The 13,750-nt window shown below is 49.5% G+C and carries 12 protein-coding genes and 1 tRNA gene; 4 read left to right on the top strand and 9 right to left on the bottom strand.

The features are described from left to right. The 6 genes from coaBC to NIA71_RS15445 all read right to left on the bottom strand — a co-directional run bounded on the left by coaBC (position 1) and on the right by NIA71_RS15445 (position 4,730). The gene (coaBC, locus tag NIA71_RS15470; protein WP_148397437.1) at positions 1-546 is read right to left on the bottom strand and encodes a bifunctional phosphopantothenoylcysteine decarboxylase/phosphopantothenate--cysteine ligase CoaBC; all 546 of its coding nucleotides are present in this window, start codon (positions 544-546) and stop codon (positions 1-3) included. Further along, entirely contained in the window at positions 543-1,232 is a 690-nt protein-coding gene (locus tag NIA71_RS15465) for a phosphopantothenoylcysteine decarboxylase (RefSeq protein ID WP_253020890.1), read from the bottom strand. Before NIA71_RS15465 ends, coaBC begins: the two co-directional genes overlap by 4 nt. A 22-nt stretch (positions 1,233-1,254) precedes the next feature. After that, positions 1,255-1,617 (bottom strand): VOC family protein, encoded by a 363-nt coding sequence (locus NIA71_RS15460; RefSeq protein ID WP_148397439.1) that lies wholly within the window; start codon positions 1,615-1,617, stop codon positions 1,255-1,257. 11 nt (positions 1,618-1,628) lie between these two features. Then, complete coding sequence (locus NIA71_RS15455; RefSeq protein WP_253020889.1) at positions 1,629-2,507, bottom strand: hypothetical protein; 879 nt, start codon at positions 2,505-2,507, stop codon at positions 1,629-1,631. 276 nt (positions 2,508-2,783) lie between these two features. Then, complete coding sequence (locus tag NIA71_RS15450; RefSeq protein ID WP_148397441.1) at positions 2,784-2,996, bottom strand: TOBE domain-containing protein; 213 nt, start codon at positions 2,994-2,996, stop codon at positions 2,784-2,786. Positions 2,997-3,299: 303 nt separating this feature from the next. Next, positions 3,300-4,730, bottom strand: a complete 1,431-nt coding sequence (locus NIA71_RS15445; RefSeq protein ID WP_253020888.1) for an aminotransferase class I/II-fold pyridoxal phosphate-dependent enzyme — start codon at positions 4,728-4,730, stop codon at positions 3,300-3,302. A 74-nt stretch (positions 4,731-4,804) separates the two neighbouring features. On the opposite strand from NIA71_RS15445, the gene NIA71_RS15440 reads away from it, so the two are divergent. Beyond that, a complete protein-coding gene (locus tag NIA71_RS15440) occupies positions 4,805-6,220 on the top strand; it encodes a CCA tRNA nucleotidyltransferase (protein WP_253020887.1) in 1,416 nt (471 codons plus the stop codon). Then, positions 6,217-7,209, top strand: coding sequence for a hypothetical protein (locus NIA71_RS15435; protein ID WP_253020886.1), 993 nt, complete (start codon positions 6,217-6,219; stop codon positions 7,207-7,209). The genes NIA71_RS15440 and NIA71_RS15435 overlap by 4 nt, the downstream gene beginning before the upstream one ends. A 4-nt stretch (positions 7,210-7,213) precedes the next feature. On the opposite strand, the gene NIA71_RS15430 is transcribed toward NIA71_RS15435, so the two are convergent. The 3 genes from NIA71_RS15430 to NIA71_RS15420 form a co-directional block, all read right to left on the bottom strand. Beyond that, positions 7,214-8,134: a DMT family transporter gene (locus NIA71_RS15430; RefSeq protein ID WP_148397445.1), complete on the bottom strand. Its 921-nt coding sequence runs from the start codon at positions 8,132-8,134 to the stop codon at positions 7,214-7,216. Positions 8,135-8,686: 552 nt separating this feature from the next. Continuing rightward, positions 8,687-8,761, bottom strand: a tRNA-Glu gene (locus NIA71_RS15425). Positions 8,762-9,223: 462 nt separating this feature from the next. Then, positions 9,224-10,177 carry a hypothetical protein gene (locus tag NIA71_RS15420; RefSeq protein ID WP_253020885.1) on the bottom strand — a complete coding sequence of 318 codons (954 nt, stop codon included), beginning with the start codon at positions 10,175-10,177 and terminating at the stop codon, positions 9,224-9,226. Between the two features lie 242 nt (positions 10,178-10,419). Between NIA71_RS15420 and NIA71_RS15415 the strand changes: the two genes are divergently transcribed. Together NIA71_RS15415 and NIA71_RS15410 are read left to right on the top strand one after the other, a co-directional pair. Then, on the top strand, positions 10,420-12,783 hold the full coding sequence (locus NIA71_RS15415; RefSeq protein ID WP_253020884.1) for a glycyl radical protein: 2,364 nt from the start codon (positions 10,420-10,422) through the stop codon (positions 12,781-12,783). Between the two features lie 21 nt (positions 12,784-12,804). Continuing rightward, positions 12,805-13,740 (top strand): glycyl-radical enzyme activating protein, encoded by a 936-nt coding sequence (locus tag NIA71_RS15410; RefSeq protein WP_227755490.1) that lies wholly within the window; start codon positions 12,805-12,807, stop codon positions 13,738-13,740. The last annotated feature ends 10 nt before the right edge of the window (positions 13,741-13,750 follow it).

Raw genomic sequence — 13,750 nt, 5'->3', positions numbered from 1 at the left:
CTACTGTTCGCACTCCAGTGCTTTTAAAATCACATCAACGATTTCATCCACATCAGCGAGCGCCCCTTTTCCCAAGTCCCCGCAAGCCAGCAGGCTGGCTTTGGGATCGATAAAATGATAGCCAAACTGTTTCAGCTTTTCAATGTTTGCCTGCACGATGGGATTTTCATACATATTCGTATTCATGGCAGGTGCCAGATAGATGGGCGCCCTGCCCGCCGCGGCCATAGTCACTGTGGACAGAAAATCATCTGCGATGCCGCCGGCTATTTTCCCGATGATATTGGCTGACGCGGGAGCGATCAATACCAGGTCGGCTTTTTTTGCCAGCGAAATATGTTTCACTTCGCTGGGCGTAATTTCCTCAAACATGTCCATATAGACTTTGTTTTTGCTCAATGTCTGAAAGGTCAGCGGCGTGATAAACCGGCTGCCGCTTTCCGTCAAAATCACATCCACGTTATGCCCCTGCTTTGTCAAGCGGCTGGTGATTTCCGCAGCCTTATAGGCGGCGATGCTGCCCGTTACCCCTAATAATACGTTCATCTCGTTTCCTCCCAAACCCGTTTTGCGATCATATCTGCGATCTGCTCATTATTTTCCATGGAGTCGCAGGTACCGTCCCTGTGGATCAAGTAGCCCTTATGCATATTGGGGCCGATCTCCGCCAGATCATTGGCCAGGACAAAGCTGCAATCATTTTTTTGCAGGAGCCCATAGCCCACCTGTATCAGCTCTTCATGGGGCACATGGCTGAGCAGTTTGAAGCCCACCAGCGTTGTCTGCGGGCTGAGCTTTTTAATCATACGGATCACCTTGGGCGACCGCTGCATGATGATGGTCAAATCGTCGATATTGGAGCTGATCTTATTTCCTTCCAATTTGGTGGTATCGCCGGACTTGATCTTTTCCAGAGTGGTCACTTCCCGCACCATATAATCGCTTACTGCCATGGCATGAATAACCCCGTCGATCCGTTCTTCCGTCAGCAGCCGTTTCAGCTCTGCTTCCAAATCACGAACGCCCTCGATGGGGATTGCCGTCACATTGGTGCCCTCAAGGGGCTGTGCTCTCAGTCCGTGGAGATAGTAAAGCTGGTCGATCTCCTGTGAATAGTTATCCAGAAAACGCTCACCGATGGCATGGCCCAGTCTGCCTGTGGAAGTATTGGTGATGGATCTGACATCGTCAATTCGTTCGCTGGTTCCTCCTGCTGTAATGATGATCTTCATCGATTGCTTTTTCTCCTTCTGCTTATTTCTGCTCAATGATTTCCAGCGTTACGCCGTTTGGATCTTTGATGAAAAAGAATCTTGTATTGGGATTGGGCTGAATCGGTCCGCCTGTGATGACAACGCCCTGGCGCTCCATTTCCGCCATCGCCTCATCCAGCGAATCCACGGAAAGTCCCAGGCTCAGATCCTCGCTGAAGCTTCCCGGGGCAGCTGTTTTGTCACAGATCAGCTCGATCTCCGCCGGACCGTCCTCCATGAATGCGATCTCTGTGTTGGGACCGGCGGCAAATCTGCGCGCTGTATTCATTCCGATCACATCCTCATAAAAACGAATGGATTCTTCCAAATCTTTCACGTGTATGGTTGCAAATGTAAATTTCATCTTTATCCTCCTTATTCTTTGATCTTCCGATCTACTAAAACTTTTCTATCCGGGCTGAGAACCGTAATCGACTTCTTCGCTTCATCGAAAAAGTCCTGCTTTTTGCCGGCCTGGCCCAGCATATAGCGGTAAGTGAGTCCTTTATCATCTTTTGTTACCACATAAACATCCAAGACTGCGTCATCCGGGTTCTTGACGCTGTCTTTCCAGTCAAATCCGGGAAAATCTTCCCCAAGCTCCATAACCTTTACCTGTTTTTCATAAATCTGTTTGCCGCCGGCCATTACAACTACTTGTGCATTAGAAGGCGCTTCGACTATGAATTCGCCGTATTCAAATGTGACTTGAAGGTCAAATCGGGTTTCACCTTTGCCAGCTGACGGATCTGATCCCGCTGCGCTCCAGCCAAAGTCGGTGGATATGTACGGGTTTTCGCCATCCACAGACTCGGTCCGCGTGGCCTTTTCGTCAATCAAATACACTTCCGGATCCACGCTTTTGAAAAGGGAAACTGGAAATGTTCCCACAAATGTATTTTCTTTCTGTTTTAAAGCATAGGTTTTTCCGTCTATTTTCACCTTTGCCTTTGTGCCCTCCCGGAATTCGACGGGAGTAACCGATAGTTGGCATTCCACCGTGCCTGCCTCGACAGAGATGGTATCTTTTCCTTTAAATTTCACGCTGGTGTCGCAGAAAATCGACGGCGGCTCGGGAGTCTCAACAATGCTTGCATCGTCATAACTCTGGGTCTGGTGGACGACCACAGAGCCCTCTCCGATTAAGTCCCGCACCTCTTTCACCTGAACTGCGATAACAACAATGCCCAAGATCATAGCCACAGCCGCAGCCGCACTTACAGCGATTATGATCGTTCTGGTTTTCTTATCCATAGCTTTCCCTCCATAACAATTGAAACAACACATCAAACACATTGTTATTTTACTACAGATTTACTTGAAATGCCATACTATTCTAACCATTGAGTGCGGCGTTGCCGGGAGCGGTGTCAAAAATTGTCGAATGAGATAATTGGTTCAACAATGTATCAATTTTCCCTTTGCCGCAACGCCATTCCGCAGCCAAAAAAAGCAGGATGCCCTTGGGCATCCTGTACCATTCAACAAAAACCCGGCAGTTTGTCCGCGGATCATCTGGCCAACAACATACTAATCATCAACACCAACCATAACAGAAGTCGCTTTAATGATTGCATAAGCTTCTTTTCCCACTTCTAAACCCAGTTCTTCAATGGAGGCCATGGAAATCGTGGAACTGATTTTATTGCCTCCGCCAATATCAAGGATTACAATACCGTTTACCGCACCCTTCTTAATTTCAACAACTGTGCCTTTTAACTGATTTCTAGCGCTTAATTTCATAATTCTTCATCCTTTCCTCGGTCTGTCCCGTATTTTTTGCTCTGCAGCAACCGACTGTCAGAAAAAGCTTTTTCAGGACGAATTCTGACCGTTTTTCAGTTTTTTTAATGTATAGCTCACCACTTTCATACCCGGATTATCAAATTTCAAAACATAACTACCCTTTTCCATAAATTCCAAAGTCAAAATTTAGGAAAGTATCAGGACCGAAAGGTTTTGAGGTGGAGTCTGACAGTCTGGCCCGGGACCCAGTCTCTGCACCCCAGCCAAAAGCCAACGCATCGCCCCGTTTGGCCCGCAGGCTCATTTGCCTACCGTAACTTCCCCCTCTTCATTGACGCCGATCACCTTTTCCCCGGCAGCCCGAAGGCCGGCAATATAGTCGATATCTTCGGCTTCAATTTTTTCACCCGGGCAGATCAAAGGAATGCCCGGCGGATAGGGGATGATGGAGGATGCACAGATACACCCCGCGGCATCTGAAAGGAGGACCCGCCGCTTATCCTTAGGAATATCGTAAATCCGCTTTTTTCCGGGGCTGCGGCCGCCGCCCGCCGTATGAACTGCCGCTTGCTCCTGTTTTTTCCCATTTCCGTAAAGTTTACTGATTTCCCTCAGCGCATGAAGCAGCACATCAAAATCCCGCCGCTGATTGCCGATTCCGGTCATCAGCATGAGGATATTGCCAGTCGTAAGCTCAGCGAACACGCCCCGCTCCATCAAAAGCTCTTCCAGGCGGCCTGCGGAAATCCCAAGAAGGGTCGTATCCAGATTGATCTTGCTGCGGTCGAAGTTTTCAAGATTGTCCATGACCCGCACATTCGGTATTCGTTTGACCCCTTCATAAAAAGCATTCAAATTTTCCCGCCACTGCACCATCAGCTCCGATCCCTTCTTCTCCAAAAGATCGGCGTTGATATCCAGGGATGCCATCAGCAGGTAGGACGGACTGGTGCTTTGAACGGCCTGGAGTTTATCTTCCAGCACATAGCGGTCCACCCGATGGGAGTTCAAATTGAGGACAGCGCTCTGGGTGAAGGATGCCAGGGTTTTGTGGATACTGTTGATGACGATGTCGGCGCCCAGATCCTCAGCGCAGGCCGGCCCTTCGCCCGCCTGGCTCAGCCATTTAAGATGGGCTCCGTGAGCCTGATCCACGATCAGAACCTTCCCGTGCTTATGGACCAGGTCGGCGATGGCCTTAATATCGCTGCAAACGCCGTAGTAATTGGGGCTTGGCAGTATGACAGCTCCGGCCTGGGGATTTTCCAACAGCGCCCGTTCCACTTCCTGGGGCGTCACTTGTCCCAGTATCCCGTACTCTTCAATCAGCTGAGGATACAAGTAAACCGGCGAAACCTTTCCCAGCGCCAGGGCGTTGAATACGGATTTATGGCAGTTTCGCGCCATGATCAGTTTTCCGCCCTCAGGTACGCTGGCCAGGATGGCCGCGATAATTCCGCAGCTGGTGCCATTGATCAGCAGATAGGAATGATCTGTTTGATACAGCCGGGCGTAACGCTCCTGGGTTCCTTTTAAAACTCCTTCGGTTTGAAACAAATTATCTGCTCCCGGAATTTCTGTAACATCGCAGTCCATAAATCGATCGAGAAATTCCCCATAGCCAAAACGGCGGTAAAGCTGCGCGCCTTTATGCCCAGGCATATGAAAGGACACAGGCTTCTTTGCCGCGTGCTCCATGAGGAATTGTACCGTTGTCTTTTCTCTGTCCACAAAATTTCTCCTTTCCAAGTCTCTCCATTATACTGCTTTTGTGTTAAAATAGAAAGCAAAAGGAGGAAGTTTCCATGTCTCATTGCGACGCTATAGTCAATTTAAAACAGGGAGCACCGCCCGTTTCCATCGTGCTCCCAAACCAAGCCGCCTATCTGATGAACCGCCTGACCGCCTGCGGCCATAAAGCCTTTGCAGTCGGAGGGTGCGTCCGCGACAGCCTCATGGGCCGGACGCCCCAGGACTGGGATATCTGCACCAGCGCCCTGCCGGATGAAATGAAGCAATGTTTTTCCGACCTTCACCTTGTGGAGACAGGCATGAAACACGGCACCCTCACAGTGATTGTGGACCATCAGCCGTTCGAACTGACGACCTTCCGCATTGACGGCGAATACCAGGACGGCCGCCATCCAAAGCAAGTGCGCTTTACCTCTGACCTCAAGCAGGATCTGAGCCGCCGGGATTTTACCATCAACGCCATGGCATATCACCCGGATGCGGGTCTGATCGACCCTTTCAGCGGCGCAGCCGATCTGCAGGAGGGGATCATTCGATGTGTGGGCACGGCAAAGAAACGGTTTGAAGAGGATGCTCTGCGCATCATGCGGGGAATTCGTTTTGCGGCACAGCTGGGCTTTGCCATTGAAGAGGAAACAGCCGCCGCCCTTATTGACTGTAAATCCCTTTTGGACAGGATTTCAGCGGAACGAATCCGCATAGAACTGGACAAACTGCTCTGCGGCGCCGGGGCCATGAGCGTACTTTCCCAATATCGGGAGATTATCGGACAGATTATTCCCGAAGCCAGGCCCATGTTTGATCTTGACCAGAAAAACAGCTATCACATCTATACGGTGTGGGACCATACCCTTCATGTAATCGATCAGATTAAAAACACGCCCCTATTAAAGCTGTGCGCCTTTTTCCACGATATCGGCAAGCCGGAGATGATGACCGTTACCGAGGAAGGCTGGGGCCATTTTTACCGTCACGAGCTGGCAAGCGAACGGATCGCAGATGAGGTGCTATCCCGGCTTAAATACAACAATCACACCAGAGAAACAGTCACTTCCATCGTCAGAAACCACAGTATCGTATTCCGCCCAACGGCCAAACAGGCCAGAAAGCTGCTCCATAAGCTGGGCGAAGAAAAGCTGAGACTTTTGATCGAACTGGAATACGCAGATGTGAAAAGCCAGAATCCCATCTATACCCAGGAGCGAGTATCCGCAATCCGGGCGTTCAGCGAAAAGATGGAGGACGTGCTGGCAGCGGAAAACTGTTTTTCACTCCGGGATCTTGCGGTCAGCGGCCGCGACCTGATAGCCCTGGGGATGCCTCAGGGCCCGGAAATCGGAAGGACATTGGACAGACTGCTGGATCTGGTGATGGAAGAAGAGCTTCCCAATGAGAGAGCCGTGCTTCTCCATTCGGCTGCGGAAATGTTAAATCTACAGGCAAATGTGATTGGAGGCAAAAAATCATGAAGCTTAAAGATTTGAAAAAACCGGATCCCGGCTTTCTCAGAGTCGCTTTTATAGGAAAGGAAGTCATCGCCGACGACGATAGTCCTTATCTGATTATGGCCTTAGCCGAGCGGGAAGCGGAAGGAGAAATTTGTTCTGATTTCTGGATTCTTGGTGAAAACGCCGCAGATTCGCTTGATGCCTGCGTCACAAACCGGGACGTTCTCCGTTATGAAGAATTTTCCGACCCTCAAGTGGTAGAATCGGTGCAGGCCAAGGCCGGGCCTTCCGATCTCCATCCTGCCGATCCGGGCCAGCTCCTCAAAGAAATGACCCAATACCGCTGTCAGGCCATGCGGCTGGATGAATGTGAGGACGGCATCCTTATCCTCCAATATTTTCTGCGCAATGGCTGCATACCCTCAAACTGGTCTGATAAGCCCCTCGATCAAGTGCGCCTTTTCCTTTGCAAGGCCGATCCATCGGATCGCTACTATGAACTTTGCAGACAAAAAGATACGACCTTTTCGATGCACATCGTCAAGGCTTATAATGCCCAGTTGGCCGAGCATGCCTTTTATTGTCCATACGGTACCTTTGATACTCCCAAAGTGCTGGAGCTTACGGACCATGAAGGTGAGCATATCTCAGTGCGGATCAACGGACTTTATCGTTACGATCCCTGGGCCAAAGTGGATGAGTTTTTTGCTATGCAGGAGAAATATTTTTCGGAAGAAGAAACAGTACAGTACGCTTGGGAGCAGATCATCAATTTGATCCGCTGCTGTCCCAAAGGAAAACAGCTTTTAGTTCTGGACTGGCAAATGAATTCCTGCGTACCCCGCTTCTTTGCCAAGAATCTTTTGGATGCGCCTTACTGCTATGAATTCCAAATCTTATCCGGTCTGTTCATTCCCAGCAGCGGCCGCCGCATGCGTTCCGTCATTGATGTGGTCGACGACCGTTATCACAGCGGATTGGAGATCGAACTATTTTCTTATGAAAAATAGCCGTTTACTCGTTTTCAGGATCCCCGGCGGGCGCTTTGTTTTTTCTGCTCGGAAACTCGGAAATGATGATGGCTGCAAACATGAAAATACAACCGATCAGCATCCGGCCCCGAAAAACTTCATTTGCCAGGGTAACGGCAAAAACGGTACCGAAGACGGTTTCCGTGGACAGCAGAATGGCGGTATGGTTGGCAGGCGCAAATCGTTGGCACAAGTTCTGCAGCAAAAACGCGAACGCAGTATTAAAGGTGACCAGATAAATCAGTCCCAGCAACGGGACCAGATGCATCTCAGGCAAGCCTGCCGGCGTATCGAAGATCAGTGCAGTAACAAGTGAAAAGACGGCGGCTATCCCAATCTCCAAAAAGGTAAACAGCGTTGCATCCATATCCTTCATAAAGATACCGATAAATACCACCTGCAGCGAAAAGGTCACGGCAAAAAGAAAGGTCAGAAAGTCACCCAGCCCGATGGTAAGATCGTCTTTCAGCGTCAGCAGCGCAATACCAACCAAAGCGAGAAAAGCCGCGGCAAGGATTTTCTTTGACGGCTTGGTTTTCAGGATAATCCACGACAACAGCGGAACCATCACTGTGTACAGAGAAATAATGAAGCTCTGTTTCCCGGGTGTCGTATATTGCAATCCGATCGTCTGAAGGGTGTTGCCCAAATACATGAGAAAGCCAATGAGCAGTGAGCAGAGAACCATTTTCTTAGTAATCAGCTTGAATTTTCTCATGCAGAACAACGCCATGACCAGCGCTGCTCCCACATATCGATAGGCCATGATGTTCATCGGGCTCATGTCCTCCAGGGCGAATTTTCCTGCCACAAAACCGCCGCCCCAAAAAAGAGCAACAAATAAAAGTCCGATATCCGCCATGATCATATTTCGTTTTGCTTTCACTTCGCCTTTGATATCCACTCCATGTCCTCCTGCACAAAATCGTATACTTGGTATTCTAAATCATTTTCACAGGAAAATCAAACTAATGACGAAAATCCCCCGCTGTGGATTGCCTTATCAAAAGCACATATATCTATTCTTAGAAAGTGATCATTTACCGTGCATTTTGCAGATAAAGATACTTATTTAGTGAGCTTCGCAGAAAATAAGAAAAGTTTCACTCTAAAACATTTAAATTGAAGCCGGACTTCCGAGCGATTTCAGATTTTAGAAAAGACAACCCCAAGGCCATCAAAGGTGTATTCCGTCAGTTCGTCCACTTTTGCGAATATGAAGGAACCAAACAGACCAATGATATTGGACAGCTTACGCCCAGGGTACAAAAAGCCAAAGAAATCTTCAAGGCAAATCGCCTTGAAACGTCTACAATAAAGGCTATGAAAGCCGTAGCGGCATCCTAAATGCTACAGTCCTTTTTTATCTTTTAGTCCGTGTGGTCTGTTTTGCACCTCAAAAAGGTCTGACAATGCCGAAAACCACTGAAATTTCAGTGGTTTTCGGCATTGTCTTTGGTATCGCCTAGGGGAGTCGAACCCCTGATTCAGCCGTGAGAGGGCTGCGTCTTGACCACTTGACCAAGGCGACATATCAAGCTGTCGAGTTATATTATAACTTTCTTCCGCCCGCTTGTCCATATCTTTTTTACATTTCTCCGGAGGTGATTGCTAGTTGATTACATTCTGCTCATATTCGACTGCTTGGAGCTGGCAGTTGTCATACCTTATACCATACTTACAGCCGGCAGTCTTTGATTTTGTTTTTTGATAGTTACTCGCAGCATGTCGAATTCCGGCCACCGGGACTCAGTGTCAAAAAGGGGACTCTCCGTGAAAAAAACGAAATTTTTTCGTGAAATTTACGCATTTTCCAACGGTTGAGTCCCCACATATTCCATTTTAAGCAAGCGCATGGCCATTCCAGCCGGATCATAGCCCGCAGACCCACAACTTTGCGAAAAAAATGCGATTTTCCACAAAAATTTTCCGGACGGAACCAAGTATCAGACCCGTGACCAAGCCAAGCCCGAAAGTTGGACAGCAAAAACTCCTACACAGTATAAGAAAGCAGCTCGATCTCCACCTCATCCTCAAAATCAGCCGGCACCACATCCACAACGCAACGTTCATGGTTCTCATCAGACAAAAGGCCAATTCCTGAAAATGGTTCATCCACATCTGCCGGCGCGTCCAGATAGTCTTTCGTATAAAACTCCAGCTGCAAATTTTCATCGGTACTGTATTCCACGACCAGCAGCCGTTCGTCTCGGTCGCAGTATTCCTCCAGCTCGGAGAAGTCCATGTCCAGGCAAGAAACGTCCGTCCAAATATTGTGCAGGTAAACCCCATGGATCCGCACCGTAACATCTTCGCCGTTCTTTCCTTTTATTGCAAAGGTTTTGGGCATATCGTAGTGTCCGCAGCTGCACCGAATGACCTTCCCCACCAGAACCTCTTCAATCGGTTCTGCCATCTCAGCCGTGATCCCAAGAATATCCGCGTCCCAGCTGACACCAAACATTGCCGGTTCAACATCATAAGCGGCCAGCGCCAGCATGTCCACGTCCTTGTCCATCCATTCCTGAGGCACGCATCCCTTTTCTGCAAAATGCTTGATGAGCATAATTTCCTCGTATGGCTGTTCCTCCAGGTAGCTTACATTAATCTCGTCGGTCTCATAGCGAGTTCCATTAATATGAAAAGCTTCTATATCCGTCACTGAAACATCGCCGTCCGTTTCCATAGATTCGATCAAGAGCTGACGGTTGGTTTCCGCTTCCTCCTCTTCCCATTCTTCATCCTCATCCCAATCGTCATAATCAGCCATATAATCCTCATGAAGAATGAGCAGTCTGGAAACCGTTATCAGTTCACCGTCCTCCACCTCATCTAATTCTCTCAAACCTAAAAGCAGCGCCTTTTTTTCCTGTACCTCTATTTCTCTGCCAATCAGAATTTCCTTTTTGACTTCCGTCTGATCGTTCAGTAAATCTCTCAGTCTCATCACAAGTCCTCCTTTTGTTCTTATTATTACTAGTATATCCCACATACCATAAGAAAGAAAGTCCAAATCTGCGGACAAATTTCCGCTTGAATTCTCCGCTGTGAAAAATACCGGCTCTGACAAGCAAAATAGCAACTCAATTATATTTTTAAACAATCCAATTATTGAGCTTCCCGCCCGCCTAACATACAATGAGTAGTTAGATAGAAGAATAAATTCGATCCAAAACAAGGAGGAAAACCATGCTGACCCCAAGACTCCAGAGAATGAAAAAGAAATATTTTGACACCATTCCGGCCATCACAGCCGAACGGCTGGTTTTAGCCACAGAAGCCCATAAAAAATTTGCAGGTGACGCCGTCCCCATCTTTCGCGCCAAGATCGTCAAATATGTCATGGAACATATGACGACTCTGGTGATGGAAGACGAACTGATCGTCGGAACACCGACCAACGAATACAAAGGCGCCAACCTGTTTCCTGAATACACATCCAGCAAATGGCTGATCGCCGATATCGATGAATTTCCGGTAAGAAAAACCGATCCTTACCGGATCAGCCCCCAGGACAGGGAAACCATTTTGGAAACGCTGAAATATTGGGATGGAAAAGCCCTTGAGGACCTGGCGCCTCAAATCCTTCCCGAATACATAGAAAACGCAAGACAGAAAGATCTCATTTCCGTGGGATGCCGCAACGGCGTCTCCGGAGAAACCATGCCCAACCACAAAAAGTTTTTGGAAGTGGGATTAAAGGGCTATATGGAAGAATGCCGCAGAAACATCGAAGAAACGAAAGGCGGAACCAAAGAAAAGCAGGAAAAAATCGATTTCTGGCAGGCCTGCATCATCCTCTGCGAAGGTTTAATCACCTATGCCCGTCGGCTGGCCGATGAGGCGGAGCGCCAGGCCGCCGGCTGCGAAGATTCCCAGCGGAAGCAAGAGCTGATGCAGATCGCGGCCAATTGCAGGGTTGTCCCTGAAAATCCGCCCCAGAGCTTCCATCAGGCCCTGCAGATGGTGTGGTTCATTCAGGTGGCCTTCCACATTGAGGCGCCTACCACCGCCTGCGGATTCGGAAGATTTGACCAATATATGTACCCATTCTTCAAGACCGATTGCGAGGCTGGAACCATTACCGGAGAAAAAGCCTTAGAGCTTTTGGAATATTTTTATCTTAAATGCTGTGAGGTTTATGAAGTAAGGGACAGATGGTACGCCAAATCCTTCGCAGGTTATCCCATGTGGGAAATCCTCATGGTGGGCGGACAGACCAGAGAAGGGCTGGACGCTACCAATGACCTGTCCTATCTGTGCCTGGACGCAGCGGCGGATCTGCAGACCACCCAGCCGGTACTGGCCGTGCGGGTCTTTGAAGGAACGCCCAAAGAGCTGATTCGGAAAGGCGCAAAGATGATCCAGCAGGGCATGGCAAACCCGGGATTCTTCAACGATGATGCGGCAATCCCCATGACCCTGGGCAAAGGCTGCACCATCGAAGAAGCCAGGGATTGGGCCATCGTCGGCTGCATTCAGCCCGGCCCCGGCGGCGGAACTACGGACGGTTCGCCGGACGCAGGCTACGTCAATGCGCCGAAAGTGCTGGAGCTGGTCCTGCACAATGGACGCGATCCAAAAACCGGAGAACTGCTGGGACTTGAAACAGGCGATCCCAGGGAGTTTCAATCCATAGAAGAACTGACGGAGGCCGTCAAAAAACAGCTGGAATATTTTTATCGGATGATTAAAGACGGCTATGACTTGATGGTTCCTTATCATATGCTGCGGCTGCCGGTGATCTTTGCTTCCATGGCAATGGAAGGCTGCGTGGAATCGGGAAAACCGGTCCAGGAGGGCGGAACCAAGTACAATACGGCCGGTATGTTCATCACGGGAGCGGCAAATCTGGCCGATTCTCTGGTAGCCATCGAAGAGGTCATCTACAAGGACAAGATGGTCACCATGGACAAGCTGATCGCGGCCCTGGACAAGAACTTTGAAGGAGAAGAGCGTCTGAGACAGCTGCTCATCAACAAGCCGCCCAAATTCGGCAACGACAATGAACATGTGGACAGCGTAGCCAGAGATTTACTCCGCTTCTGCGCTGATACAGTTCAGAGCTGGGAAGATTCCAGGCACGGCAGATATTCCTTCTGCAACCTGTCCCAAACCGTGAATATTTCCCACGGAGAGGTCTGCGGAGCCACACCTGACGGCAGGCTGGCCGGCGAGCCTTACTGCGACAATTCCTCCCCCACCATGGGACGGGATTTGAGCGGACCTACCGCAACGGTCAAATCGGTGGCTGCCATCGACCAAAAGAACTTCCATGACGGAGCCCTCTTCAACCTTCGCTTTGATCCAAAGGGCATTGAAGGGGAAAAAGGACTGGATATCATCGAAGGCGTTATCAAGACTTATTTCGACCACGGCGGCGAGCACATTCAGATCAATGTGGTTGACAACGAAACCCTTCGCAAGGCCCAAAGCAAACCGGAAGATTACCGGGGCCTGATGGTCCGGGTAGCCGGATACATGGCCTATTTTACAGAGCTGGATAAGGCGGCACAGGACACGATCATCGACCGGACCGCCCATCTGAAATAAATAAAGCAGCAGGAGATCAACATGGAACACGAACCTTTGCGGGCCCTCGTCGGCGGAATACAAAAATTTTCCACGGAGGACGGCCCCGGCATTCGCACCACGGTTTTTCTGAAGGGCTGTCCGCTCCGGTGCAAGTGGTGCCACAACCCGGAATTGATCGATTATGCACAGCACATCATTCGGATGCCCAATAACTGCATTCAGTGCGGGTACTGCATAGAAGCATGCCCCCGGGATGCCGTTTATCAGAGAGAGGATCAGGAGATCGATATCCGCTGGGAGCTGTGCGACACTTGCCTTCGATGCGCCGATATCTGTTATGCCCAGGCATTAAAACCCGTGGCACAGTCGATGACGGTAGAGGACGTCCTTTATCAAGTGGCGCAGGACAAGCAGTTCTACTCCCATACGGAAGGCGGCCTTACCATCAGCGGCGGTGAGATGCTCTCCCATCCAAAGTTTACGGAAGCCTTGATTGATGCCGCTGCAAAAGAAGGAATTTCCGTCTGTCTGGACACCTCCGGGTTCGGGGACGGCGATCTGCTTAAAGCGCTGGCGGAAAAGGAAAACGTCTCCCATATCCTATATGATATGAAGGCCATCGATAACGAAACCCATCTGGCTTATACAAGCCGGGAGAACACCCGCATTCTTGAAAACCTGACTATGCTGGCGGAAAGCGGCGGGCTGGTTAAAAAACTCATTATGCGCATGCCGCTGATCAAGGGGGTCAATGACTCCGATCAGCAGATCGATCAAACGGCGGACCTTTACCGCCGCCTGGGGATTGAAAAAGTGACCCTTCTGCCGTATCATAATCTGGGAGCATTGAAAGAAGAACATATCGGCGGTTCGCAGACACTCTTCGAAGCGCCGGATGATGAGCGCGTGGATGCCATTAAAGCCTATCTGGAAAACAATACAGGCGCTGAAATAGAAATATTGGGGAGATTATAGAACAAACAGG

This window comes from Ihubacter massiliensis (genome assembly GCF_024125305.1).
GTDB lineage: Bacteria > Bacillota > Clostridia > Peptostreptococcales > Anaerovoracaceae > Hominibacterium > Hominibacterium faecale.
Note: the sequence above shows the minus strand (reverse complement) of the source record. Positions and strands in the feature narration are given on the sequence as shown.